A 24820-nucleotide genomic window follows, 5' to 3' on the forward strand; every position below is an offset into this window, starting at 1 on the left:
TTATGCAAAAATTACTGATCACTGCGCTGCTGTTTATGCTTGGACTCTGGGTCTGGAATGAGTTTTTTCGTGCCATTCCGCATCTGCAAGAAAAAGGCGTACTTAAAAACTTTAAAGTAGAACCCGTTAAGCGCATTTCCGCGACTTATATTGTGCATGATCACCGTTTCGTAAAACCTGATCGTCGGGTGCTGCATCAGGCCAGCCCTGTGGTGGGGCATTTTAATGATCTGGCCTATCTGAGTAATATTGATGTGCTGTTGCTGACTCAACCGCTGCCCGCTATACAGGCAAAACTGGAGTTTGATGAAGCAAAACGCTGCTATCAGCTCGAAGGACAAACCAATAAAGCGGAGCGTGACTTCGTCAATACGCATGTACAGTATTTTAGTCTGATTGCTGCCACTGAAAAAATTGCCGATCAGATTCGCCGGCTAAAATCGGGGCAGAAAATCACGCTCACTGGTGATCTGGTGACAGTTCATTCAGGCACGACTGGACAAGAATTCCGGGTCGGGACGGGCTCTGAATATCGTGCTCATTGTCAGTTGCTGCAAGTAACCCACCTTCAGCCACACTAAATATAAGATGGTCGTAAATTAGCTTCCTGGTTTACGAACACGTGCTAACAACATACGTTGGCCAATCTTGGGTATACCCTCGGCATCTACATAACTTAAGCTTTCTATTTCAAAACCGGTTTCCAGCAAGGCGGTTTCAATATCCCGATTCAGATGACAGCCATCAGCGACTTTCTTTTGAATGGGGTTGAACAAATGTTGCAGACGCTGAATATTCAAATTTTGTTGATTCAGAACATGTTCGACCACATGTAAAGTCCCACCCGGTTGTAGCACACGGTAAATTTCCTGCAGGCTCTGTTCCAGCTCTGCAATACTACAAAGCGTCCAGGTAGACACAATATTTTCCACACTATTTTCGGCAAAAGGCAAGCTTCTGCGCTGGCCTGAATATGCTCGACCTGAAAAGCGGCCTGTTGAATCCGCGCTTCTGCCAGTTTGAAGATCGCCGGGTTTGGTTCCAGCGCATAGACCTTATCAACCGATTGATAAAAAGGAAGATTCAGGCCGGTACCAAAACCAATTTCCAGTACTTCACCGGAAATATCCAAAAGCAGTTCACGACGCAAGTCCATCAAGGATGGTGTTTGCATCACCTGATTCAGCAGATGCGGAAAGATATGTTGTTGATAAAGTTTATACAGCATTTGAGTTATTTTAATTTGATGGAAATACGTTCTAGCTTAACTGAAAAATAAAATGACGGGCATATCTCGAGCTGACTAAATACCTGCAGTTTGTTACCAAGTTCAACTGTTTATTCATTAAAAAATCCGTAAGATCAAGGAAGATATCCTTAAAACGTTTGATCAACTTGATTAGGATTAGATTAAAAATTATGTTCAAATACGTTAAACATTATGCTTTGCTGGCCAGCCTGTTGCTGCCTATTTCGGGCTATAGCTCGGTCGACCACAATATTGCCAAAGGTTTGCCTCCCGTCGTTAAAGGCCAGTCAATTTCGGTCTTGCAGCCCTTTAAAGGTGATTTTCGTATTCTGGGTTCTAAGGTTTATAGTTCTGACCCGCAAGCCAAATTCTCTCCGATTGATTATGCTGTCAGTTGGGGGCTGTTTGCCGAACCTGAAATTGCTCGACATATCACGGTCAATCAATATGACCGCTATTTGAACTGGAAAATGGATCGGGTGCCAGTGCCGGTAGAACAAGCCAAGCAGATGGTGTCCAATATGCATATCATTCCCGCTAACCCTGAAATTGCTAAGGCAATTAAAAAGGTAAAGCGTGGCGATCTGGTGCGTATGCAAGGGGAACTGGTTGAAGTGCGTGACAAAGATCTGGTCTGGAAATCGTCTTTAACTCCGACCGATACGGGTGATGGTGCTTGTGAGGTCTTCCGCGTCAGTTCCATTAAATGGATCGAAAAAGTCGGTAAAAGCTAAAACATACTTCATGCACGCTTCTGAGTTGCAGATAAAAAACCGCTCCTTTGAGCGGTTTTTTATCTGCCTAGTACTTACTTCGCAGTTAAAGCCTGACCTTCAAAGGCAATTCCATCCCAGCCATTGAGCATAAACTGGCGGATATTCTGATGATCAGTCGCCTCTGGCGTTGCCAATACAGAAGCATAATGCTCAGCAAACAGGCTTAAGGTCTGTGCCTGATCCAGACCATTTAATTGTGCAAAAGAAAAGACTTTGGCGCTGCCCTGGTTTTCTGTGGCCGCATTATTCTGCTGGCCATTTTTAAATGCAGTCGGTGTATGCGTATAACGCGATTCGATATAAGTAATCACATCTGCAAATTTTGCTTCGCCTGCTGCCAACTGGGCCAATAAATCCTGTGCCATGCTGTTTTTCCTGTGCCATTCATGAAAATTGGATGCAATAAATATAGCAATTTTCTTGCGAAGTTCCATGGTATTTCATTGATTTTCGGTTCAAGATAACAGTGAAAATTATCCATGATGAATATGAAACTTTGGATAAAATAAACTTGATCAATAAATAGAACAGGAAAAAAATATGGGCTGGCTTTGGGTGGCAATGGGTGGGGCAATCGGTGCCAGTTTGCGTTATGCAGCCGGACTTTGGCTGTTCAAACCACAAATGCAATTTCCTTGGCCCACCTGGTGGATCAATATTCTGGGCTGTTTATGTGCCGGGATTTTTTTTGCCTGTAGCCAAAAGTATCCAGTACTCCAACAAGAAGCTCGTCTGTTTTTAATGGTGGGAATTCTCGGTGGTTTTACCACATTTTCCAGTTTCGGTCTGGAAAGCTTTTTGTTATTCAAGCAAGGTGCTATGGGCCTAGCGCTGTTATATGCATTATCCAGCTTAATTGTCGGCATTATTGTTCTGGCGCTGGGCTTTTATTTAACTTCAATCGTATTGGCACAGAGTTAAAATAAGCGCATAAAAAAGTCAGGAAATTGGAGGTCATTTCCTGACATAAACCACGATTTAAATCTTAAGATAACTGAGGGTTTTCGGTTTTAGCCCCGTTTAAAGCGGCCAAAACGTTTGTTAAAGCTTGCCACACGTCCTTCATTGCTGGTCTGACGTTGCTCACCCGTATAGAAAGGATGTGATGCACTCGAAATATCTAGTGTTAAATAAGGATATGTTTTACCTTGATATTCTTTAGTTTGGCTCGAGTTCATTGTGCTGCCAATCACGAAATAGGCATCGGCATTGGTATCATGGAATAACACTTCACGATACTCGGGATGGATATCTGAACGCATATCTAACTTCCTCATGATTCTTGATTAAATGTTATAATGTAACATTTAATATTTCAAGTAATCTAGGGTTACAGCGTGTAAGCCAATCGTCTCAACTTAGCTTCGACTCGGTACCAGTTCTTCAAATACATCACTTAAATCATCATGTACTTTGAGATGAATCAGGTTCCAGTATTGTCCTGAAATTGTCCGGTTCACCATCAAGGTATCAGGAGAGGGCTTAAATACATCCCAGTATTTTAAGGAAGGTTTCAGCAGTTCCATCCCATCATGATGCGCTGAGTTTTCGGCAAAATCATAGTGAGTGACCAGAGGACGCATGAGCACTTCCAGCCATTGTTCATATAATTCTTTCGGGAATTTTCCAGTTTCAGTCAAGGAATGCAGCGCATCCAGCTGTTGCTCAATCACGGGAATATTCTTCTCGCGTGCAGCATGGATCAGTTCCCTAAAATGTCCAATCACTTCAGTCGATAAGGTTTTAACGCCACCATAATCATAAACAATCACAGAACCATCTTCACGAAATGCAAAGTTGCCCGGATGTGGATCACAGTGAAAGCGTTTAAGATAAAAAATTTCCTGGCCAATGGCGCGGAATAGGCGGCGACCTAAAGCATTTCTGGTTTCGAGTGGCCAGGTGCTGGCAGTTTCGATACTTTCACCAAGCTCCTGGCTTAAGGTCAAAATATGTCGCGATGAATACTCATGAAACACTTTCGGAATCACAATTTTATTGTCCAGAGATTCATGGAAGGCACGAGCGATTTCCAGATTCTGGGCTTCAATTTCATAGTTCAGCTCATTGTCCAGACTGTGCTGAATTTCTTTAAAAAGCTGATCTTGAAGTTTACGATCAATCTTTAATACGCCCATCATACGCAGTGCCAGACGAACCTGTTTCAGGTCGCTTTCGCAAGCTTCATCCACACCAGGATATTGCACCTTGACCACAACTTGCTGGCCATTCGGCAGGGTGGCTTTATGTACCTGACCAATCGAGGCTGCGGCAAATGGCTGTTCATCAAATTGCTGGAAAAGTTGCTGTAAAGGTTTACCCAATTCTTTTTCCACTTGTGCCTGAATTTCTTTAAACGGCATCGGTGGCGCCTGACGCTGTAATTTAGCAATGGCTTTGGCGACTTCGGGCGGGAAAACATCTTTATATTGCGAGGCAATCTGGCCAACTTTCATGACTGCGCCTTTCATTTCCCCCAAGGTATCCGCAATCTGCACACCAATATCCTGAAATAATTTACTGCGCGCAGTGTTTTTCTGCTCGTCATCGGCAGTTAAATTTTTAATGGAATTGGAGAGGGTTTTACCTGCAATACTTGCGGTCATTCCGGCAAGTTTCATAAAGCGACGACCGGGTGTGCTAGCCGTTTTTGCCATGCGAGATTCCTTGAAACCAACTATGAATGGATGTATTTGATCATAGGTGACAAAGGTTCAATTGCCTAGATTTAATTGTAGAGGTTGTGTTGTGATTTCCTTCAGCTTCTCCATGTTTAATGCATCATCTTTGATTTGTTAAAAGATTTATCTTTATTGCTTGCGTTTAAACTATAAGAATATGCCGGAATCCGTCATCGTTTTAGATAAGACCGAGTACTAATTCTGAATGTTGTTTTATAGCTAAAAGCTTAGAATAAACAGAGTGTAGTAATGAAGAAAATTCAATGAAAGTCTATCGATATTTTACCGGGAAAGATGATGTACATTTTTGTGCGCGGGTGACCCGTGCCTTAAATGAAGGTTATGAGCTATATGGTTCACCCACCATGACTTTTAATGGTACGGATGTAATTGTGGGGCAGGTGGTGATTAAAGATGTAGTGGATGAATCTGAGATTCCACAAGGATTAAAAAATGCGCTGGATCTTTAATCTCAGCGCATTTTCTAGCTTAAATTAATCAAATAAAAGTGTTTAGTTGTTTAGACTTAAGCGTTTATTATTGCCATATAAACGGCCCAATAAAAGTATGCAAGCTACGCTGAGGCCTACAATCAGGCCAACCCAGACACCGGCGGCGCCCATGTCGGTAAAGCGGGACAAATACACCCCGACTGGGAAGGCGATGACCCAGTAAGCCAGCATGGTAATCCACATTGGCCCCTTGGTATCCTGCATGCCGCGCAGACAACCTGCCGCACTGATCTGCCAGGCATCCATCAGCTGATAGGCAATGGCAAACAGAATCAGATACACCGCAATTTGGGTCACGATCATATCTGAGGTGTAGAGTGCCACGATTTCATTGCGGAAAACCCAAAGCAGAATCATGGTCAGAATCGCCAGAATAGTGGCAGTGATCAGGCCGAGATATTGTACTTTACGCATGGCTTGCCAGTTCTGTTCGCCATAATAGGTACCGACCCGAATGGTCAGGGCAATCGCCAGTGACATAGGAATCATAAACAGTTGTGAAGTGACAGAAATAGCAATCTGATGGGCAGCGACAATGGTCTCACCCAAAGGACTCAGCACAATTGCAGCAGTACTGAAAATACTGACCTCAAAGAAGATCGCCAATCCAATCGGAAAACCCAGTTGCAGAATACGCTTCACCCATTCCGGGTTGATTTTTTCCCAGTGAGTAAAAGGTTGAGTACGCTGATAGGCTCTGTTTTTAAAGATATACAATGCCAGAGTCATGAGCATTAACCACTGCAAAATCGCTGTGGCAAACCCACAGCCTGCACTGCCTAGGACTGGAACAGGGCCAAGACCATACATAAAGATATAGTTCAGCGGAACCAGCAAAACCAGGGCCAATAAACTAATCACGGTGACCGGGCGAGGATTTCCAATCGCTTCTGAGTAGCCGCGTAAGGCTGCATACATGGTTACCGCAGGCATACCAAAACCAATCGCATGCAGGAATAAACTGGCTTTAGGCTGCAAGCTTTCCGGTACACCCAAGAGAGGTAAAAGGGCTGGCAAAACTTGTAGAATCAAGCCGGCAATTACCCCAAGAATCAGAGCAACCCAAAGCGATTGACGTGCAATGGTGGCAATTTTTTCAGGTGTACGTGCGCCGTTAGCTTCGGCAACCAAAGGCGTCGTGGCAATCATAATGCCACTAAACAGCAGCATCACCGGAATCCAGAGTCCTACTCCGACGGCAATCGCGGCAAGATCGGTAGCAGACAGGTGACCGGCCATAATGGTATCAATCAGGCCCAGACCAGCCTGAGAAAATTGAGTCACCAGAATAGGCAGCATCAGATGAAAAAGTTTTTTTAATTCAAAACCAAAGGTTGTGACTGGTGAAACATTCGACACAAAAATTACTCATCGTGATCATGTGCTTAAATAGAAGGTTTAGCGTTGTAAAGTGAGAAGCACACCAATAAAAATTACCACGCCGCCTAAAAGACGTTGCCAGTTAACCGGCATTTTTTCATTACCCAACAATCCCAGATGATCGACCAGCATCGACATCACCATCTGACCAAAAATAATGAGACCGCTAAGAACCAGAAAGCCAAGTTTGGGTGCTGCATAAATGCTCATACTAATCGCGTATACACCCACGATTCCCCCGAGCCATAAATACCAGGGAACACTCATCAGTTCCTGTAAACCGGGTTTGGGATTGGACTGAAAAAGTACGATTACGGCGAGCACTATTGTACCAATCAAAAAGGAAAAAAATGCAGCTTGAATAGGAGAATATAAATATTCTTTTAGTTGTGTATTAATTGCGGTCTGGAGTGTTAATAAAACACCGATGGCAAAAACCAAAGGAAGTAAAATAATAAGTTGAGAGGATATTTTCATAATTTTAACTAACTAATTCTATTTAAATTTTTAGGAATATCACATGATCAAATTTAATTTTAGCAGTGTTGCCGTCGAGTCATGTTAAAATTCCGCTATATCTTGTAATCGTTTTTGAGTAGTTCTTTGGCTGAATTGAATCCTGCTGCTGTCCCTTTGTCCTTATATATTCATATGCCTTGGTGTGTGCGCAAATGTCCTTATTGTGACTTCAATTCGCATGCGGTTCCAGATGGTCAGCTATCACTGGAGTTGGAACAGGAATATTTAAGAGCACTGGTGGAAGACTTTAAAACTCAGGTCGATTTTGCCCAAGGCCGGCAGATTCACAGTGTCTTTATTGGTGGGGGGACGCCGTCACTGATTTCTGCCCCAGGTTATCAATGGTTATTTGATCAGCTCAAAGCCATTATTCCCTTTGCTGAAGGCTGTGAAATTACGCTGGAAGCCAATCCCGGCACGGTCGAACATGATCCGTTTGCCGGTTATTTGCAGGCTGGCATTAACCGTTTGTCGATAGGGGTACAGAGTTTTAATACCGATCATCTTAAAAGTTTGGGACGGATTCACAGCAATGAAGATGCAATTTCTGCCATTGGGTTGGCACGTGAAGCAGGTTTTCAGCGGATCAATGTTGACTTGATGCATGGTTTGCCGGAACAGACTTTAGAACAGGCTTTGCATGATTTAAAACTCGCTGTAGAAAATGGCGCTACGCATATTTCCTGGTATCAGCTGACAATTGAACCGAATACGGTATTTTTCCGGACTCAGCCTGTTTTACCGGTAGATGATGTGCTGGAAGATATTCAGGAGCAAGGCGAGCTTTACCTCAAAGCGCAGGGTTTTATGAATTATGAAGTTTCGGCCTGGCGTAAAGAACTGCCTTCAGCACATAATCTGAATTACTGGCAGTTTGGTGATTATCTGGCAATTGGTGCCGGAGCACATGGCAAAGTCACTCAGCCAGATGGTGTGTATCGGTTCCAGAAAACCCGTTTACCTAAAGACTACTTAGCAAAAGTACCTGCAGAACATGTGCAGTTTAAGCGCATTGAAGATGCCGACATGCCATTTGAATTTATGATGAATGCCTTACGTTTAAATCAGGGCGTGGAAGCCAAACTCTATGCCGAACGTACCGGTTTGAGTCTAGAAACTTTATATGAGTTACTGAGCTCTTTACGTGACAGGAAATTAATGTTCGATGATCAAGACCGGCTTTCATGTACCGAGCAGGGGCATATCTTTTTAAATTCGGTATTAGAAGAATTTCTTTAACTGATTTTAATTCGCTGCTCATTTTTGGAAAAACTCTCGTAAATCTATATGAGGGTTTTTTTATTGCGCAGATTTCCCCAGGTCAGGAATTTTTTATAGCCTAGAGGTTATCTGTTTTCAGATCTTCAATGTAATCTTTGAAAAGAGAAGAGCAGACTTTAAAAATCTCAGGCGCAAAAAAAGCACTCTAAGAGTGCTTTTTTTCAATATCTTGCTTCTAAATTATAGAGCAACGATATTTACAGCTGTAGGGCCTTTTTGACCTTGAGCTACGCTGAAAGAAACCTTTTGGCCTTCAACTAAAGTTTTGAAACCTGAACCAGTGATTTCGCTGAAGTGAGCAAAAACGTCTGGACCTGATTCTTGTTGAATGAAACCGAAACCTTTAGTTTCGTTGAACCATTTTACTGTACCGTTAACTGTATTAGACATAATATAACCTATTGAATCGTATGAATTTATAGCCAAAATTTCAGATGACTAACTGTAACTTTGAAAAATAAAAAGGATGGAGCTTTTTGATCTGTAATACGAAGGTTTATGACTAAAACTGCGATACTTAAAAGAAGACTAACCAAAACAAGAATTTTTCTAGTTGGGATTATCATACCGCTTATTTTGAGATATACAAGCGTTTTATTTGGCTAATTTATTAGGATATTGAAAAATATAAAATTAAATTTGTATATTTTCTATCCAGAAAGGTTTTTTAAGTTAAACAAGGGCGTCTGCGTCAATAAAAAGAGCGCCGAAGCGCTCTTTTTAACTCAATTTACAACTTAATAGTCAAAGCTAAAGTGTTCTGGAGCGAGTGCCGTCATGGTTTTAGATGGATTCACCATCGCTTCTGCGTGACCTTGGGTACGTGGCAGGATACGTTCAAAGTAGAAATCAGCAGTTTTGATTTTCGCTTTATAGAATTCTGGAACTTCCGTACCGTCATTAGAAGCTAGTTTGGCTGAAGCGACTGCAGCTTGCTGTGCCCAGAAGTAGGCCATCATCACATAACCGGAGAACATCAGGAAATCGACTGATGCAGAAGAAACGATGTCGCGGTCCTTACGTGCAGCCAGCATGATACGCACAGTTAGTGCATTCCACTGTGCACAGAGCTTGGTTAAATCCCAGGCAAAGCGGCGCATATATTTATTACGTGCATGCTGACCGCAGAATTTCAGGATTTCAGCAGTGTAATCACGAATAACTTTACCTTTTGATGTCAACAGCACTTTACGGCCAATCAGATCCAGTGCCTGAACACCTGTTGTGCCTTCATACAGGGTAGAGATACGTGAGTCACGTACGATCTGTTCCATGCCCCATTCTTTGATATAGCCATGTCCACCGAAGACTTGCATACCGTGATTTGATGCCTCATAACCCATTTCGGTCAGGAAGCCTTTCAGGATTGGAGTATAGAACCCAAGATGGTCATCATGCTGTTCAAATGCTGCAGTATCGCCACGCAGCAAAGCATCATTCATGTTGTCGGCAATTTTTGCTGCATGATAAATCATGGCACGGCCACCTTCAGCAATGGCTTTCTGCGTCAATAGCATACGGCGGACATCAGCATGGTGAATGATCGCATCCGCTACTTTTTCCGGATCTTTTTTGCCAGACAGGGCGCGCATTGACATACGCTCTTTGGCATACGGTAAAGCACCCTGGAATGACAATTCAGCATGACAAATACCCTGAATCGCAGTACCAATACGCGCCGTGTTCATAAAGGTGAACATAGCGTGCAAGCCTTTATTCGGTTCGCCAATCAGGTAGCCAGTCGCATTGTCAAAATTCAGTACAGCCGTTGCTGAAGCGCGAATCCCCATTTTGTGTTCAATCGAACCGCAGTTCACTGGATTACGCTCGCCGATCCCGCCATCTGCAGCAGCAATAAATTTCGGTACGATAAACAGAGAAATCCCTTTGGTACCTTGCGGCGCATCTGGAAGGCGTGCCAGTACGATATGTACGATATTTTCAGTCAGGTCGTGCTCACCTGCGGAAATAAAGATTTTGGTGCCTGAAATGGCATAGCTGCCATCTTCTTTCGGCTCTGCTTTGGTCTTAACTTGACCCAAGTCAGTACCACATTGCGGCTCAGTCAGACACATGGTGCCCGCCCAAGTTCCTGCAACTAAGTGAGGCAGATACGTGTTTTTCTGCTCATCGGTACCATATTGCATGATAGTGTTGATACAACCCACACTTAAACCCGGATACATCTGGAATGACCAGTTTGCAGTCCCCATCATTTCCGATTTGATCAGGTTTAAAGACATTGGCAGGTTTTGGCCACCAAATTCTTCAGGATAAGACAGACCTTGCCAGCCACCTTGTACGAACTGGTCGTAAGCTTCTTTAAAGCCTTTCGGTGTTTTTACTTCGCCATTTTCAAAATGACAGCCTTCTTCATCACCGCTTTGATTCAACGGCGACAGTACATTTTCACAGAAATCTGCAGCGCCTTCTAAGATCATATCTACCGTGTCGGCATCGGCATATTCACCATTCGACAAATTCTGGTAGTGCGCAGGGTAGTCAAGCACTTCATTCATAAGGAAGCGAATGTCGTGTAAAGGGGCTTTATATGCTGGCATGCGTTTAATCCTGATTGAAATTAGTTTTGGATTATCTGTATCGATTCTTTGATTATTCACATTCGGGATAAAAAAACATTGATGAATTCAGTGAATAAAAATGTCAGAAAAGCGAATCGATTTTTAAGGCTAATGAATGAAATCATCGAATTTCATCATTAGGTGTTTACATTACAGGAAGATTAAAAACTTGTTATATCAATGGAATTTAGTGAGTTAAAAGGTGATTTGTCCAGTATATTTTTGTATGAATTGTGCTCGGATTCAGGTGGCAAAATAACTCATTTTAAAATGTCATTAAAACCAATCCATGGTTTTTCAGCTTATAAAAAGTAGTAGGAGGGAAGTAAAGGGTTGCAGTTGCAACCCGAACTGAACTCATTAGAGAGATAGGGGTTTTAAAGAAACTCTTTTAAATCCGGTTTGATACCATTCCAGATGTAAAAAGATTCAATTGCTTGACCGACCAGCATGCCAAAACCTTCAGATGTCGGTACACCGCGTGCCTTGGCTTGATCCAGAAAGGAAGAAGGTTTGCCATAGGCCATTTCATAGGCCCGTTTAAACTGTAGCGTTTCCGGTAAAACCAGGGCATCACCGCTGAGACTGGCAGAAGTGGCATTAATCATCAAATCAAATTCACCGGCTAAAGTGTCTAGTGAAATCGCCTGTAATTCGACTTGCGGTACGGCATTCTGAAGATCAGCGACCAGTTGTTCCGCCCGTGCCAAGGTACGATTGGCGATCACGATTTTTTTCGCACCTGCCTGGGCTAGGGGATAGATTACACCACGCGTGGCACCGCCTGCACCAATAATTAAAATATCTGTATTTTCCAGTGGCCAATCTAGTGCTCGAATTGCTTCAACCAGTCCCTGACCATCGGTATTGTCGCCATGCAGCACACCATTTTCCATCCATAGCGTATTCACGGCTTTGGCAATTTTGGCCCGTTCACTCAGCACCTGACAGTGGGCAAAAGCCTGTTCTTTAAAGGGTACGGTGACATTCATGCCACTACCGCCATTGCTAAAGAATTCCTGAATGTTGGCTACGAAGCCATCCAGTGGCGCCAGACGCTTGGTGTAACTCAGGTCGACACCAGTTTTAGCAGCAAAGGCGTGATGCAATTCTGGAGAACGTGATTGTTCAATCGGGTTACCAATCACGGAAAATTGTTTGCTCATTTCACAATGTCCATGTGCGGAAATGGCCATCAATATACGTGAAAAAGCGCAGAGACTAAAGCCTGCGCGATTTTAAATTGCTGTTAAGTGATCCGGGTTTTAGGAACTGCAAATATCCATAATATGTTCCGCAAACATCAGCGCCATACTGAGAACAACCCCAAACCCAGTCAGGATACTCACCAGAATAGCGGCGCCATCCAGAATCAAGTTGTGACTCAAAATTGCGGTACTCATCGCGCTGATGGCGAGAGCCAGAAAAAGCCAAAAGGCCAACACAGGTAGATTTAATTGAAGATTATGCATTGTTATTCTCACTAGACATCAAATGGAATATGATCGATGTAGCGATAGGGTGCCGCGATCAAATCAGGTATTTCTATGCAGCAGTATAGAGGATATATCTATTAAAACAGCCCTCTATTTGAGGGCCGTTTGTATCATTTCATTGCGTTGGATTTTAATTCTGTTAACCAGTTATGTGGTTTCAGGTAGTAATCTGTTAAACGTTTTTCCGGTGAGCCCTCATCCCATTCAGGGCGATATGACCATCCGGTAAGCGGGGGCAGGCTGACCAGAATCGATTCAATCCGGCCACCAGTCTGCAAGCCAAACAGGGTGCCGCGGTCATAAACCAGATTGTATTCCACATAACGGCCGCGACGGTATAACTGAAACTCGCGTTGTGCTTCGGTATAAGGCTTATCCTGATTGCGCTGGAAAATCGGCAGAATGGCTTCTAGATATCCATTGCCTACAGCCTGCATATACTGGAAACAGGTTTCAAAATCCCATTGATTCAGGTCGTCAAAAAACAAGCCGCCAACGCCACGCTGTTCATCACGATGTTTCAGATAAAAATAATCATCACACCATTGTTTATGTTCAGGATAAACCTCTTCGCCGAATGGCGCACATAGATCATGCGCCGTTTGATGCCAAGACAGTACATCTTCATCATTCGGATAAAACGGAGTCAGGTCAAAACCGCCACCAAACCACCAGATCGGATCCTGGCCTTCTTTTTCTGCGACAAATAAACGCACGTTGGCATGCGAAGTCGGTACATTCGGGTTTTTGGGATGAATCACCAGTGATACACCCATCGCTTGCGCTTTGGCACCAGCAATATTGGGATGGCGTTCAGTCGCAGAAGCAGGCAGTTTTGAAATGTTGATGTGGGAGAACATCACCCCGCCTTTTTCAATCACCGTACCATTTTGCAAAACACGTGAACGGCCGCCACCACCTTCCGGACGCTCCCAGTCATCGATGATAAATTCAGCCGTACCGCCGCCAGCACGTTCCTGCTGTTCTAGTGCCGCACAAATCCGTGCCTGCAAGTCGAGGAGAAATTCACGAACGTGTTGAATATCCGTAGATGTAGGATGCTGCATCAGAGCCCTCGTAGGGAAATAAAAAACTAACGACATCAAAGCATAAAATCAGTCAAAGATTAAGGTCTAATTTGGTGATGCAATTCATCAGCCCAGACCTTACATTCCACTATTCATAAGCAGAATGCATCATTAAATCCGACTAAATGGCTAGGTTGAATTCTTTTTTCAAGCTCAGCACAATAACTCACAAGCGCTCATGGGTTTGAGCATTTCTCGACGGTAATAGGTGGGTCTCATGTCGGTACAGGTCAATTCCCTGATTCAAAAATACAATGTTCCCGGGCCACGCTATACCAGTTATCCCACGGTTCCGTATTGGGAAGAGCAGAATTTCTCGCTGGAACAATGGAAGCAAACGCTAAAAAAGTCTTTTGATGAATCCAATCAAAGCGAAGGCATTAGCTTGTATATCCACCTGCCATTTTGCGAAAGCCTGTGTACCTTCTGCGGGTGTCATAAGCGCGTGACCAAACGCCATGAAGTCGAACAACCTTATATTCAGGCACTGCTGAAAGAATGGGGTCTATATTGCGAGTTATTACAAGAAAAGCCCATCATTAAAGAGATTCATTTGGGTGGAGGAACGCCGACCTTTTTTTCAATGGCACATCTGGCTCAACTAATTCAAGGCATTCTGGCCAAAGCAGACGTAGCGCCTGAGTATGAATTCAGTTTCGAAGGTCATCCCAATAATACTACGCGTGAACATTTGCAGGGATTGTATGACCTGGGTTTTCGTCGGGTCAGTTATGGTGTGCAGGATTATAACGAAACCGTGCAAAAGGCGATTCACCGGATTCAGCCTTATGAAAATGTTAAACAGGTGACCGAATGGGCGCGAGAAATTGGCTATGAATCGATTTCCCATGATCTGGTCTTTGGTCTGCCATTTCAGAGTCTGGATGATGTTTTAAATACTATTGAACAAACCAATTCGCTCTTGCCGGACCGTCTGGCTTTATATAGCTATGCACATGTGCCCTGGATTAAAGGTAATGGTCAGCGCGGTTTTAAAGATGCCGATGTGCCCAAAGATGCGATCAAACGGGAATGCTATGAAGCGGGTAAAAAGAAACTTCTGGCACATGGCTATCATGAAATCGGTATGGATCATTTTGCCTTAGAGAAAGATGCGATGTACCAGTCCTTTCAAGCGGGAACATTGCACCGCAACTTTATGGGATACACAGCCTCTAAAACCCAGGTGATGATTGGGCTAGGCATTTCTTCAATCAGTGATAGCTGGTACAGCTTTGCGCAGAATGTGAAAACCATTGAAGAATATTATGAATGCCTGGCGCGCAATGAAATTCCGGTATTTAAAGGACATGTCTTAAATCAGGAAGATTTGATCATCCGGCAACATATTCTAAATTTGATGTGCAGCTTTAGCACCTCATGGGAAAATTCCGAGATGCTTTTCCCTGAAATTGATGAGGTTTTGGAGCAGCTTGACGAAATGGCACAGGATGGTTTGATTCAATTTTCAGACTCGTCAGTCATGATTCTGGAGAAAGGGAAACCATTTGTACGCAATATTTGTATGGCTTTTGATTTACGTTTAAAGCGACGCATACCGGAGAACCGGATTTTCTCGATGACGATTTAATCTTCCCCTAACCCCATTTTTAAGAAAGATAGGGAAAACCTCCCCGAGCAAGACTTAAGCATTGCTTTAAGTCGAAGCGCAAGAAAGGGAGGTTTGGAGTGGTTAAGTTAAAATAAGGTAGGACAGGGTTTTAAAAATATTAAAAATCATCCTTTTTATAAAGATGTGCCATGCGTTCGTGCTTGGTCTTGAGATATTGTTCATTAAAAGGGTTTAAACCCACAGTCAAAGGCACACGATCGATCACGTTAATTCCCTGGGCTTTTAAAGCCTCAATTTTAGAAGGGTTATTGGTCACCAGGCGTACTGCTTTCACCTGTAAATGATCCAGCATGATGCTACACATATCATACTGGCGTGCATCTGCGGGCAGGTTCAGCATTAAATTGGCATCTACGGTGTCATGTCCCTGATCTTGCAGAGCATAAGCGCGAATTTTATTGGTCAGGCCAATGCCACGACCTTCCTGACGCAAATACAGAATGACTCCGCGGCCCAATTCATTGATCAGTTTTAAAGTCGCTTGCAATTGCGGGCCACAGTCGCATTTGAGTGAAGCAAAGGCGTCACCGGTTAAACATTCAGAATGTACACGCACCACCACCGGCTCATCTGATACTTCTTCAAGTCCTTTGGAAAGTGCGACATGTTCTTCGCCAGTCTTAGGGTCTTGAAATACAGTAATTTTAAATTGACCGTGAGCGGTAGGTAATCTTGACGTTGCGACAAATTCGATTGGCACAGCTGAACCCGTTAAATCCTGAAATTGGCTAAAGTATAGCGTAATGCTTGAACATTGGTAGAATTGCAAAGTCGAAATTCTGCAATAGATTTTCTTTTTTGTAGAAAGCGAACGATAATAGTTGATAAATAGTAAGATTATTCAGGATAATCGTAGGCTGCAATTTTTCACCCCGACGAGATCATTGTTTAATATTGCATCGCTAGAAGCGTAGCTGAATTGAAGCTGCTACAATTCAGCTATATGATCGGGTACTCCCCATTGACCTAGCTTTAGATTTGCCAGGCTTTAGAAGGCTTTGCCATAATATGCTGTATACAGAAATCCCAACTCAACGCCCTGTAACACCGTTGCTTGATGCGATCAATCATCCTGAGCAACTGCGTGCACTCGAGCAAAGCCAGCTAGAACAAGTGGCGGATGAGTTACGTCAATTCATTTTGTATGCTGCCGGGCAAAGTGGCGGACATTTTGGTGCTAACCTCGGTGTGATTGAGCTCACCGTGGCCTTACACTATTGTTTTAATACGCCACATGATCGCCTGATCTGGGATGTAGGTCATCAAGCCTATCCGCATAAAGCATTGACTGGTCGTCGTGAACAGCTCACCACGATTCGTGCCAAAGATGGTCTGGCTGCGTTCCCGGCTCGTGAAGAATCTGAATTTGATACCTTTGGGGTAGGGCATTCTTCGACGGCGATTTCTGCTGGCCTAGGTATGGCGCTGGCACGTCGTTATCAGAATAATCCCTGTGAAGTTGTGTCGATTATTGGTGATGGTGCCATGACAGCGGGTATGGCCTTTGAAGCCTTGAATGATGCCGTGGCACACAGTGCTGATCTGATGGTGGTGCTGAACGATAATGATATGTCGATTTCTTGCAGTACCGGTGGTTTTGCCAAGCATTTAGCCGCAATTTGGGAGCGCGGTGAATTCGTTAATGTTACCGAGCAGGGTGAGGCCTATGTACAGCCACATCCGGAATGGTTGTATGACTCGCGTTTGCACAGTGCAGCGACCGATGCAGCAGACAACCTGTTTAAAGCTATTGGCTTTGACTATTTTGGTCCTTATGACGGTCATGATGTCAAACAGCTGGTGCATGTCTTTAATGCGCTGAAAAAGCGTAAAGGCCCCCGCCTGATTCATATCTATACCAAGAAAGGCAAAGGCTTTGCTCCGGCAGAATCCGATCAAATCAAATATCACGCGATTAGCAAACTCAATGCCGTTGCTGCCAGCAATACTGCACCGAAATATTCGGATGTATTTGGGCAATGGCTTTGCGATGAAGCGGCACAAGACTCGCGATTACTCGCAATCACACCTGCGATGTGCGAAGGCTCAGGCATGGTGAAGTTTGCCAAAGAATATCCAGAACGTTTCTTTGATGTCGCGATTGCCGAACAGCATGCAGTTACCTTGGCTGCCGGCATGGCTTGTGAAGGCTTGAAACCGGTGGTTGCGATTTACTCGACGTTCTTACAACGCGGTTATGATCAACTGGTACATGACGTGGCTTTGCAGAATCTGGATGTTACTTTCGGTATTGATCGTGCCGGTCTGGTTGGTGAAGATGGCCCGACGCATGCCGGTGCTTATGACTATGCCTATATGCGTACTATCCCGAATATCGTGATCATGGCGCCGAAAGACGAAAATGAATGCCGTCAAATGCTGCATACAGCGTATTTGTATCCAGGGCCGGCAGCGGTACGTTATCCGCGTGGCAATGGACTGGGCGTCGATATCCAGCAAAAGATGATCGAGATTCCGATCGGTCAGGCGGAAATTGTGGCCAGCTTTAATGGGCAGTATGATGAATATATTTCTGTACTGGCATTTGGTAGCCGGGTACAGGCTGCAGTCGACGCTGCTGAAGCATTTGCCGTGAAACATGAGATTGGCGTGCGTGTGGTTAACATGCGTTTTGTCAAACCACTGGATACTCAAATGCTCGATGATCTCGCTTTAAGCACCAGTCTGTTTGTCACGGTGGAAGAACATGCAGTGATGGGCGGTGCAGGTAGTGCCGTGAATGAATATCTGGCAGAAGCACAGATTGTCAAACCGATGTTGAATCTGGGTCTGGATGATACGTTTATGGCGCAAGCGACCCATGCACAGATGTTGCAGCAAGCGGGTCTGGATGCGCAAGGCATTGAAAAATCGATCAATCAGGCTTGGTCCAGCCTGGGGCAAAGCGTCTTGTCATAATATCTTAAAAATTTTAGACACATTTTTCCCAAAAAAGCCCTGATATTTGCTAAGATATCGGGGCTTTTATGCATTATTCTTTATCAGTGTCTTCAAATTTGTAGTGGGTGTTCAATGGAACCTATGGTGGTGATGGCTGCGCGTGCGGCTCAGTTAGTTGGTCAAGAGCTTTTAAAAGCGCATCAGAATCGTCATAAACTCGATCTACAAGTCGAAGAAAAAGGAATTGATGGTCCGGTAACGCGTGTAGATCGTTATTTGGAACAGTTGACCATCGATACCCTACGTAAAAGCTATAAAAATCACAGTTTCCTTGGTGAAGAGTTTGGCTATCAGGAAGGTAAAGGTCATGACGCCGATTGGTGTTGGGTGATCGATCCGCTAGATGGTACTTTAAACTTCATTAACGGTTTCCCGCATTTCTGTATCTCTATCGCAGTTCAGCACAAAGGCATTACTCAACACGGGGTGATTTATGACCCGGTGAAAGATGAGCTATTCTCTGCCAGTCGTGGTCGTGGTGCCATGATGAACCAGCGCCGTATTCGTGTGAATGTTAAAGACAGCTTGGAAAATACCTTTATGGCTGTTGGTCACGCTTATCGTGCCAAGCGTAATGGCGAAGTTGTGTCTTATGCAAAGAATCATTTTCAAACCCTATTAAACGTAACTGAAGCTGGCGCGCAATATCGTCGTTCAGGTTCTGCAGCATTGGATTTAGCCTATGTTGCTGCAGGTCGTTTCGATGGTTATTTCGAACTTGGTTTAAAGCCTTGGGATATCGCAGCTGGCGAATTGATCGTGAAAGAAGCAGGCGGTACTGTAGTTGATGCACGTGGTGGTAGCGACTCTATGGAAAATGGTCAAGTTTTGGCTTGTTCAATGAAAATGCTTAAGCCTTTAATGCAAGCAGTTGTTCCTGCTTGGGGCGAAGCAGCAAAATAATCGGGTTTAGATGAATCAGATCTAATATTGAGAAAAGGCGTCCTTCGGGATGCCTTTTTTATGCACGGAAATTTAAGTCGCGAGAGACTGGTATAGGGGTATTGATGTTTGCTTGAATACTGGAAATATCAGGTGAATTGGCGAAAAGTGACTTTTTATACCATCTGTTACATTTTTTATTATATTTTAAGTATTAGAAATATATAGATAAATTGTGAATAAGGAAAATTAGTTTTAAAACTTAATGACATTGTGAAATATTCTGCTATAATTCTGCCACGCACTTAATTTCTGTTCTTTACCTGAACACTATCTTCTAATCATTGTATGCGCGTGCTGTCCATAGAGAGGACATATCCTTCGCGCCCCAATCGCTTAAGCGATTCCTTCAGGTTTGCGGCCGTAATCATGCGTGCGTTATATCCACATCGTCGTTACTCGGATCGCTGCTGAATCCTAATATTTTCAGTATTATTTGCTGTGCCGCTTTTTGCCGATGTCCATAATTGTTATTTATTAAATGGAGCACCCACTTCAGGGTGAATACTCTCTATGAGCAAAACTTTTGCTGATTTTTCCCTCGACGAATCTCTAACACAGGCTCTCGACGCTTTAGGCTTTACTACTCCTACTCCTGTACAAGAACAAGCGATTCCAGCTGCGCTTGAAGGCAAAGACCTTCTTGTGTCAAGCCAAACAGGTTCTGGTAAAACTGCTGCATTCTTACTTCCTACGTTAAATGCGTTGGCAAACCAAGATACATTAGTACCGTTTAAAGACCGTATGAAAGCGGTTACTCAACCGAATATTTTGGTGATTTCACCGACTCGTGAATTGGCACAACAGGTATGTCAAGACGCGATTGCATTTGTACGTCACATGAAAGGCGTGCGTATTGCCGCAATCATGGGCGGTATGCCTTTTGGTAAGCAAATTCAACAGTTAAAAGGCGCGCAAGTTGTTGTTGCAACTCCAGGTCGTTTACTTGACTTGGTGAATCGTCGTCAAATCAAATTGGATAAAGTTGACGCATTAATCGTCGATGAAGCTGACCGTATGCTTGACCTGGGTTTCTCTGAAGACTTAGAAGCAATTGGTGAGTTGGCTGCAAACCGCAAACAAACTCTTATGTTCTCTGCGACTTTTGCACCACGTATCATTACACTTGCAGAACGCATGATGAATGACCCAATGCGTATTTCGATCGAAACTGGTCACTCTACAAATACTGATATTACTCAGACTTTGCATTGGACTGACGGTTTCGAGCACAAGAAAAAACTTCTTACTCACTGGTTAAACGAAGAAGACGTTGATCAAGCAGTAGTATTTGCGTCAACTCAAGAAGACACAGATATGTTGGCTGAAGAACTTGCTGAAGCAGGTCTATCAGTTGTAGCACTTCACGGTGCTATGCCACAAACTGTTCGTAACCGTCGTTTACGCAGCATCCGTGAAGGTCGTGCGAAGATCTTGGTTGCAACTGACGTTGCAGCGCGTGGTCTTGACGTACCAACTATTTCACACGTAATTAACTTCGGTCTTCCAATGAAGAATGAAGACTATGTACACCGTATCGGTCGTACAGGTCGTGCGGGTCGTACTGGTAAAGCCATTACTTTGGCGACTTACCGTGAACGCGGTAAAATCCGTGCTTTAGAAGACTTCCTTGATGCGCGTCTAAACGTATCTGAAATTGAAGGTCTTGAGCCATCTCCACCTCCTGCACGTGGTAGCCGTGATGGCGCTGGTCGCGGTCGTGGCCGTGATGGCGGTCGTCGTGATGGCGGTCGTGGTGGTTTCGGTGGTGGTCGTCGTTTTGAAGGCGAAAGCAACTTCAAACGTCGTGAAGGCGGTGATGATCGTCCACGTCGTAGCTTCGATGACAAACCTCGTGGCGAACGTCCAGCATTTGGCGAAGATCGTCCACGTCGTGACTTCGGTGATCGTCCAGCTCCACGTCGTGAAGGCGGTTTCGGTGATCGTCCACAACGTTCGTTTGATGACCGTCCAAAGCGTGACTTTGGTGATCGTCCAGCTCCACGTCGTGAAGGCGGTTTTGGTGATCGTCCACAACGTTCGTTTGATGACCGTCCAAAGCGTGACTTCGGTGATCGTCCAGCTCCACGTCGTGAAGGTGGTTTTGGTGACCGTCCTCGTTCTAATGATGACAACCGTGGTAACCGTGTAGACTACAAACCAGCTCGTGAAGGTGGTTATGGTGATCGTCCAAAACGTGATTTTGGTGATCGTCCTGCTCCACGTCGTGAAGGTGGTTTCGGTGATCGTCCAGCGCGTTCATTTGGTGATGACCGTCCGAAACGTGATTTCGGTGATCGTCCAGTACGTCGCAACTTTGATGACAAACCACGTGGTGAACGTTCGTTCGGTGGTGAAGATCGTCCACGTCGTAAGTTTAACGACTAATTTTAATCGCTAGATGAAGATAAAAAACCGGTAGAAATACCGGTTTTTTTATGCATTGAGTTTTTTGCTTTTTAACGTAAAATGTCTACTAAATCATATTTTTTCAGGGTTATGATAATTATTAATATGAAAAGCTTAGGTGTTCGATCTCAATTGATAGAGGTGTATATGCCATATATCGCATTGACTTTGATTTTATGTAATATTATCTATTATTTATACAGTCTTTTTAATTAATCAATGTACCTGCTTCAAGCTTAAGTACATATTTTTATTATAAAAAATACGAAATAATCCATTGTTGTCATTTTTTATGATATTAAACCACCTTTTTCAACTGCTAACATTTTGAACTTCGTTCCTTTATAGTATGCATGCTGAAAAAATGCAGGAATAAACTCAGCTATGAAAAATCAAACAGCGCGAGATACTCAATCTCTGATTGAAGTCAAGAATCTGAGCTTCAAGCGGGGTGAGCGCGTGATTTATGACGACGTGAGTTTAAATATTCGTCGTGGGCAGATTACCGCCATTATGGGACCATCTGGTACTGGTAAAACCACCTTATTAAGACTGATTGGTGGGCAGCTGGTTCCTGAGCACGGTCAGGTTTTATTGGACGGCAAGGATATTGCCACGATGTCACGTTCCGAACTTTTTTCAGCACGTGCACGGATGGGTATGTTGTTTCAGAGCGGTGCTTTGTTTACCGATATGAGCGTGTATGAAAATGTCGCATTTCCGATTCGAGCACATACTAAATTGCCGGAACATCTGATTAAGGAAATCGTGGCACTGAAGCTGGAATCAGTCGGTTTACGTGGTGCAGAACAGATGATGCCGTCTGAACTATCCGGTGGTATGAACCGACGCGTGGCTTTGGCCCGTGCGATTGCGCTGGATCCTGAGCTGATCATGTACGATGAACCCTTTGCCGGACAAGATCCGATTGTGATGGGCGTTTTGACTCGTCTGATCCGTTCATTACGTGAAGCACTGGACTTAACCACAATTATTGTCTCGCATGATGTTGCAGAAACTTTATCAATTGCAGACTACATCTATGTGGTGGCAGAAGGCAAAATTCAGGGCGAGGGCACACCGGCAGAGCTGAAAGCGCATCCGTCTGCTTTTGTACAGCAATTTCTGACCGGTTCGGTAGAAGGTCCAGTGGATTATCAGTTTAGTCATCAAGCTTATTTAAGTGATGAGGTTCGTTCATGAATGCAATTGCCGCATTAGGTAGACGCGTTATTGAACGTGTACAGGGGATTGGGGTCGCGACCCTGATGCTGTTGCAGATTTTATTTTCCATGCCGACCTGGCTTGGCGTAAAGCTGTTCGTTTATCAGATGTATCGGGTTGGGGTGTTGTCCCTGCTGATTATTGTGGTTTCTGGCCTGTTTATTGGAGCCGTGCTTGGTTTGCAGATGTTCAGCATCTTGTCGACCTTTGGTAGTGAGTCGATGCTAGGAACAGCAGTCGCGCTGACCTTGCTGCGTGAACTGGCACCTGTGGTCGCTGCTTTGCTGTTTGCGGGACGTGCCGGTTCAGCCTTGACTGCTGAAATTGGTCTGATGAAAGCCACTGAGCAATTGTCCAGTATGGAAATGATCGGTGTCGATCCATTGAAGCGGGTAATTTCGCCGCGTCTTTGGGCAGGGATTTTTAGCTTGCCAATGCTTTCCGTCATCTTTGCCGCAGTCGGCATTATGGGCGGAAAAATGGTCGGCGTAGATTTTCTGGGTGCCGATGAAGGAGCTTATTGGAGCGGCATGGAAAGCAGCGTGCAATTCTATAAAGATGTCTTAAATGGCACCATTATTAAAAGTTTTGTATTCGCATTAATTTGTACCTGGATTGCGGTATACCAAGGCTATGCCTGTGTCCCGACATCGGAAGGTATTGCAACTTCTACAACGCGTACAGTCGTGTATTCTTCACTGTGCGTTTTAGGCTTTGACTTTGTGTTGACTGCGGTCATGTTCGGAGGTGTTTAATGAAATCACGTACTAGTGAGCTGGCCGTTGGTGTTTTTGTTATTTTGTTTGGTATTGCCTTATTTTTCCTGGCGATGCGTGTCAGTGGGCTGGTCGGACATAATATTTCCGACAGCTATAAAATGACAGCGACTTTTGAAAATGTGAATGGGATCAAGCCGCGTGCCAAAGTGGCATTAAGTGGTGTGAAAGTAGGGCAGGTGGATGATATTACCTTGGATCCAGTGACGCGTCTGGCGACCGTGCATATGACCTTGGATGGTTCATTGACCTCGTTTAATGCTGAACAGTTAAAGCAGGTTCAGCAGGAAGCGCTGGAAGAGTTACGTTATAGTTCGGACTATACTGCAGCTACCCCTGCGCAACAAAAAGACATGGAAAAACAACTCTTAGCTAACATGAAATCCATCACCAATATTGATGAGGATGCTTATATTATGGTAGCGACCAATGGGTTATTGGGTGAAAAATACCTGAAAATTATTCCAGGTGGTGGTCTGAACTATTTGAAACGCGGTGATCAGATTGCCAATACCCAAGGCACCATGGAAATTGAAGATTTAGTGACGAAGTTCATTACTGGCGGTGCCGGTAAATCGTCAGATAGTCAAGAAACTGCCCCAGAACAGGTGACAGTTTCAGAATCGACTGATGCAGAACCTGCATTTGTTGAATAATAGATTGAGGAGATTTCAGTGAAGACTTTAGTAAAACAAACGCTTGCAGCAAGCATTCTTTCAACAATGGTTGCTGGTACAGTGTTTGCTGCACCGTCTGAAGCACCACCTGCTTTTATTAAAAAAGTGGCAGATGGTTTGATTGAGCGCCTCAAAGCTGATAACGCAAAATTGCAGAACAATCCTGCGCTGGTAAAAGCGATTGTCCGCCAGAATCTGGATCCATACATTGATTCACAGTCTTTCACGCGTATTGTGATGGGGACTTATGCGACGAACCAGTATAGTACTGCTGCACAGCGCGCGCAGTTTGAAAAGAATTTCCGTGAAACGCTCATTGAAAATTATGGTTCTGCATTTTCCAAGTTCAGCAATCAGACCTATAGCGTGCGTCCGTACAAGGCCAGCAATAGCAAAAATCCTGTTGTAACCATCGACTTTAATAATAAAGGCGAGAAAATTCCAGTGGCGTTCCAGCTGGTGGACAAAGGTTCACAATGGAAAATCCGCAACATCAACGTATCGGGTATTGATCTAGGTTTGCAATTCCGTAACCAGTTTGCTGCGACAGTCAAACGTAATGGCGGTAATATAGATAAAGCCATTGCTAACTTCAAACCGGATGCAGAAGCTGCAATCGACAAGAAATAATCAG

Annotated in this window: 24 protein-coding genes and 1 pseudogene; 13 read left to right on the forward strand and 12 right to left on the reverse strand. The window is 44.1% G+C overall.

Going from position 1 to position 24820, the window contains the following annotated elements; all coding sequences use genetic code 11:
- The first annotated feature begins 2 nt into the window (after window positions 1–2).
- Window positions 3–581 (forward strand): hypothetical protein, encoded by a 579-nt coding sequence (locus ACO1B7_RS08890; protein ID WP_004732353.1) that lies wholly within the window; start codon window positions 3–5, stop codon window positions 579–581.
- An 18-nt stretch (window positions 582–599) separates the two neighbouring features.
- Here ACO1B7_RS08890 and ACO1B7_RS08895 read toward each other — a convergent pair.
- Window positions 600–1228 (reverse strand): annotated as a pseudogene (locus tag ACO1B7_RS08895) (class I SAM-dependent methyltransferase).
- Between the two features lie 191 nt (window positions 1229–1419).
- On the opposite strand from ACO1B7_RS08895, the gene ACO1B7_RS08900 reads away from it, so the two are divergent.
- Window positions 1420–1983, forward strand: coding sequence for a hypothetical protein (locus ACO1B7_RS08900; protein WP_004281559.1), 564 nt, complete (start codon window positions 1420–1422; stop codon window positions 1981–1983).
- A gap of 74 nt (window positions 1984–2057) precedes the next feature.
- Here the strand turns inward: ACO1B7_RS08900 and ACO1B7_RS08905 are convergent, their stop codons facing one another.
- Window positions 2058–2390 (reverse strand): HopJ type III effector protein, encoded by a 333-nt coding sequence (locus ACO1B7_RS08905; protein WP_005101257.1) that lies wholly within the window; start codon window positions 2388–2390, stop codon window positions 2058–2060.
- Between the two features lie 175 nt (window positions 2391–2565).
- Here ACO1B7_RS08905 and crcB point away from each other — a divergent pair, with 175 nt between their 5' ends.
- Window positions 2566–2946: a fluoride efflux transporter CrcB gene (crcB, locus tag ACO1B7_RS08910; RefSeq protein ID WP_005101255.1), complete on the forward strand. Its 381-nt coding sequence runs from the start codon at window positions 2566–2568 to the stop codon at window positions 2944–2946.
- A gap of 89 nt (window positions 2947–3035) precedes the next feature.
- Here the strand turns inward: crcB and ACO1B7_RS08915 are convergent, their stop codons facing one another.
- The gene (locus ACO1B7_RS08915) at window positions 3036–3287 is read right to left on the reverse strand and encodes a type B 50S ribosomal protein L31 (protein ID WP_148335024.1); all 252 of its coding nucleotides are present in this window, start codon (window positions 3285–3287) and stop codon (window positions 3036–3038) included.
- Between the two features lie 96 nt (window positions 3288–3383).
- Entirely contained in the window at window positions 3384–4682 is a 1299-nt protein-coding gene (locus ACO1B7_RS08920; protein ID WP_004281553.1) for an ABC1 kinase family protein, read from the reverse strand.
- Between the two features lie 287 nt (window positions 4683–4969).
- On the opposite strand from ACO1B7_RS08920, the gene ACO1B7_RS08925 reads away from it, so the two are divergent.
- Window positions 4970–5176, forward strand: a complete 207-nt coding sequence (locus ACO1B7_RS08925) for a DUF1737 domain-containing protein (protein WP_004281552.1) — start codon at window positions 4970–4972, stop codon at window positions 5174–5176.
- A gap of 42 nt (window positions 5177–5218) precedes the next feature.
- Here the strand turns inward: ACO1B7_RS08925 and ACO1B7_RS08930 are convergent, their stop codons facing one another.
- Both ACO1B7_RS08930 and ACO1B7_RS08935 read right to left on the reverse strand, forming a co-directional pair.
- Window positions 5219–6577 (reverse strand): MATE family efflux transporter, encoded by a 1359-nt coding sequence (locus tag ACO1B7_RS08930; RefSeq protein ID WP_423090085.1) that lies wholly within the window; start codon window positions 6575–6577, stop codon window positions 5219–5221.
- A 39-nt stretch (window positions 6578–6616) separates the two neighbouring features.
- Window positions 6617–7075, reverse strand: coding sequence for a DMT family transporter (locus ACO1B7_RS08935; RefSeq protein WP_005249857.1), 459 nt, complete (start codon window positions 7073–7075; stop codon window positions 6617–6619).
- Window positions 7076–7201: 126 nt separating this feature from the next.
- On the opposite strand from ACO1B7_RS08935, the gene hemW reads away from it, so the two are divergent.
- Window positions 7202–8356 carry a radical SAM family heme chaperone HemW gene (hemW, locus tag ACO1B7_RS08940; RefSeq protein WP_423090312.1) on the forward strand — a complete coding sequence of 385 codons (1155 nt, stop codon included), beginning with the start codon at window positions 7202–7204 and terminating at the stop codon, window positions 8354–8356.
- 222 nt (window positions 8357–8578) lie between these two features.
- On the opposite strand, the gene ACO1B7_RS08945 is transcribed toward hemW, so the two are convergent.
- From ACO1B7_RS08945 to hemF, 5 genes are all read right to left on the reverse strand, one after another.
- Entirely contained in the window at window positions 8579–8788 is a 210-nt protein-coding gene (locus tag ACO1B7_RS08945; protein ID WP_004281542.1) for a cold-shock protein, read from the reverse strand.
- A 347-nt stretch (window positions 8789–9135) separates the two neighbouring features.
- Window positions 9136–10959, reverse strand: a complete 1824-nt coding sequence (locus tag ACO1B7_RS08950; protein WP_005249863.1) for an acyl-CoA dehydrogenase C-terminal domain-containing protein — start codon at window positions 10957–10959, stop codon at window positions 9136–9138.
- Between the two features lie 398 nt (window positions 10960–11357).
- Entirely contained in the window at window positions 11358–12146 is a 789-nt protein-coding gene (gene aroE, locus ACO1B7_RS08955; RefSeq protein ID WP_005263792.1) for a shikimate dehydrogenase, read from the reverse strand.
- A 99-nt stretch (window positions 12147–12245) separates the two neighbouring features.
- A complete protein-coding gene (locus ACO1B7_RS08960) occupies window positions 12246–12452 on the reverse strand; it encodes a hypothetical protein (protein ID WP_004281539.1) in 207 nt (68 codons plus the stop codon).
- Between the two features lie 134 nt (window positions 12453–12586).
- Window positions 12587–13543, reverse strand: a complete 957-nt coding sequence (hemF, locus tag ACO1B7_RS08965; protein ID WP_253100537.1) for an oxygen-dependent coproporphyrinogen oxidase — start codon at window positions 13541–13543, stop codon at window positions 12587–12589.
- A gap of 238 nt (window positions 13544–13781) precedes the next feature.
- Here hemF and hemN point away from each other — a divergent pair, with 238 nt between their 5' ends.
- The gene (hemN, locus tag ACO1B7_RS08970; RefSeq protein WP_423090086.1) at window positions 13782–15155 is read left to right on the forward strand and encodes an oxygen-independent coproporphyrinogen III oxidase; all 1374 of its coding nucleotides are present in this window, start codon (window positions 13782–13784) and stop codon (window positions 15153–15155) included.
- Between the two features lie 139 nt (window positions 15156–15294).
- Here the strand turns inward: hemN and ribA are convergent, their stop codons facing one another.
- Complete coding sequence (gene ribA / locus ACO1B7_RS08975) at window positions 15295–15897, reverse strand: GTP cyclohydrolase II (RefSeq protein ID WP_195725543.1); 603 nt, start codon at window positions 15895–15897, stop codon at window positions 15295–15297.
- Between the two features lie 308 nt (window positions 15898–16205).
- Here ribA and dxs point away from each other — a divergent pair, with 308 nt between their 5' ends.
- The 7 genes from dxs (at window position 16206) to ACO1B7_RS09010 (ending at window position 24816) form a co-directional block, all read left to right on the forward strand.
- The gene (gene dxs, locus ACO1B7_RS08980) at window positions 16206–18116 is read left to right on the forward strand and encodes a 1-deoxy-D-xylulose-5-phosphate synthase (protein ID WP_423090087.1); all 1911 of its coding nucleotides are present in this window, start codon (window positions 16206–16208) and stop codon (window positions 18114–18116) included.
- A 114-nt stretch (window positions 18117–18230) separates the two neighbouring features.
- On the forward strand, window positions 18231–19061 hold the full coding sequence (locus ACO1B7_RS08985; RefSeq protein WP_004281534.1) for an inositol monophosphatase family protein: 831 nt from the start codon (window positions 18231–18233) through the stop codon (window positions 19059–19061).
- 552 nt (window positions 19062–19613) lie between these two features.
- Complete coding sequence (locus ACO1B7_RS08990; RefSeq protein ID WP_004281533.1) at window positions 19614–21488, forward strand: DEAD/DEAH box helicase; 1875 nt, start codon at window positions 19614–19616, stop codon at window positions 21486–21488.
- A gap of 405 nt (window positions 21489–21893) precedes the next feature.
- On the forward strand, window positions 21894–22712 hold the full coding sequence (locus ACO1B7_RS08995; protein ID WP_004645032.1) for an ABC transporter ATP-binding protein: 819 nt from the start codon (window positions 21894–21896) through the stop codon (window positions 22710–22712).
- The gene (gene mlaE, locus ACO1B7_RS09000) at window positions 22709–23488 is read left to right on the forward strand and encodes a lipid asymmetry maintenance ABC transporter permease subunit MlaE (protein WP_005248230.1); all 780 of its coding nucleotides are present in this window, start codon (window positions 22709–22711) and stop codon (window positions 23486–23488) included. The genes ACO1B7_RS08995 and mlaE overlap by 4 nt, the downstream gene beginning before the upstream one ends.
- The gene (gene mlaD / locus ACO1B7_RS09005) at window positions 23488–24165 is read left to right on the forward strand and encodes an outer membrane lipid asymmetry maintenance protein MlaD (RefSeq protein ID WP_423090088.1); all 678 of its coding nucleotides are present in this window, start codon (window positions 23488–23490) and stop codon (window positions 24163–24165) included. The genes mlaE and mlaD overlap by 1 nt, the downstream gene beginning before the upstream one ends.
- A gap of 18 nt (window positions 24166–24183) precedes the next feature.
- The gene (locus tag ACO1B7_RS09010) at window positions 24184–24816 is read left to right on the forward strand and encodes an MlaC/ttg2D family ABC transporter substrate-binding protein (RefSeq protein WP_005249877.1); all 633 of its coding nucleotides are present in this window, start codon (window positions 24184–24186) and stop codon (window positions 24814–24816) included.
- Window positions 24817–24820 lie beyond the last annotated feature (4 nt).

The organism is Acinetobacter lwoffii (genome assembly GCF_049367455.1).
Classification (GTDB): domain Bacteria; phylum Pseudomonadota; class Gammaproteobacteria; order Pseudomonadales; family Moraxellaceae; genus Acinetobacter; species Acinetobacter lwoffii_W.

Excerpts from the sequence above, each read along its gene's own strand:
- ACO1B7_RS08920 (WP_004281553.1), bottom strand. The coding sequence starts at position 4,682 with ATGGCAAAAACGGCTAGCACACCCGGTCGTCGCTTTATGAAACTTGCC.
- ACO1B7_RS08990 (WP_004281533.1), top strand. The coding sequence starts at position 19,614 with ATGAGCAAAACTTTTGCTGATTTTTCCCTCGACGAATCTCTAACACAG.
- ACO1B7_RS08900 (WP_004281559.1), top strand. The coding sequence starts at position 1,420 with ATGTTCAAATACGTTAAACATTATGCTTTGCTGGCCAGCCTGTTGCTG.
- ACO1B7_RS08915 (WP_148335024.1), bottom strand. The coding sequence starts at position 3,287 with ATGCGTTCAGATATCCATCCCGAGTATCGTGAAGTGTTATTCCATGAT.
- mlaE (WP_005248230.1), top strand. The coding sequence starts at position 22,709 with ATGAATGCAATTGCCGCATTAGGTAGACGCGTTATTGAACGTGTACAG.
- ACO1B7_RS08995 (WP_004645032.1), top strand. The coding sequence starts at position 21,894 with ATGAAAAATCAAACAGCGCGAGATACTCAATCTCTGATTGAAGTCAAG.
- aroE (WP_005263792.1), bottom strand. The coding sequence starts at position 12,146 with ATGAGCAAACAATTTTCCGTGATTGGTAACCCGATTGAACAATCACGT.
- mlaD (WP_423090088.1), top strand. The coding sequence starts at position 23,488 with ATGAAATCACGTACTAGTGAGCTGGCCGTTGGTGTTTTTGTTATTTTG.
- ACO1B7_RS08960 (WP_004281539.1), bottom strand. The coding sequence starts at position 12,452 with ATGCATAATCTTCAATTAAATCTACCTGTGTTGGCCTTTTGGCTTTTT.
- ACO1B7_RS08985 (WP_004281534.1), top strand. The coding sequence starts at position 18,231 with ATGGAACCTATGGTGGTGATGGCTGCGCGTGCGGCTCAGTTAGTTGGT.
- ACO1B7_RS08925 (WP_004281552.1), top strand. The coding sequence starts at position 4,970 with ATGAAAGTCTATCGATATTTTACCGGGAAAGATGATGTACATTTTTGT.
- hemN (WP_423090086.1), top strand. The coding sequence starts at position 13,782 with ATGTCGGTACAGGTCAATTCCCTGATTCAAAAATACAATGTTCCCGGG.
- ACO1B7_RS08905 (WP_005101257.1), bottom strand. The coding sequence starts at position 2,390 with ATGGCACAGGATTTATTGGCCCAGTTGGCAGCAGGCGAAGCAAAATTT.
- ACO1B7_RS08890 (WP_004732353.1), top strand. The coding sequence starts at position 3 with ATGCAAAAATTACTGATCACTGCGCTGCTGTTTATGCTTGGACTCTGG.
- ACO1B7_RS08935 (WP_005249857.1), bottom strand. The coding sequence starts at position 7,075 with ATGAAAATATCCTCTCAACTTATTATTTTACTTCCTTTGGTTTTTGCC.
- dxs (WP_423090087.1), top strand. The coding sequence starts at position 16,206 with ATGCTGTATACAGAAATCCCAACTCAACGCCCTGTAACACCGTTGCTT.
- ACO1B7_RS08945 (WP_004281542.1), bottom strand. The coding sequence starts at position 8,788 with ATGTCTAATACAGTTAACGGTACAGTAAAATGGTTCAACGAAACTAAA.
- ACO1B7_RS08950 (WP_005249863.1), bottom strand. The coding sequence starts at position 10,959 with ATGCCAGCATATAAAGCCCCTTTACACGACATTCGCTTCCTTATGAAT.
- hemF (WP_253100537.1), bottom strand. The coding sequence starts at position 13,543 with ATGCAGCATCCTACATCTACGGATATTCAACACGTTCGTGAATTTCTC.
- crcB (WP_005101255.1), top strand. The coding sequence starts at position 2,566 with ATGGGCTGGCTTTGGGTGGCAATGGGTGGGGCAATCGGTGCCAGTTTG.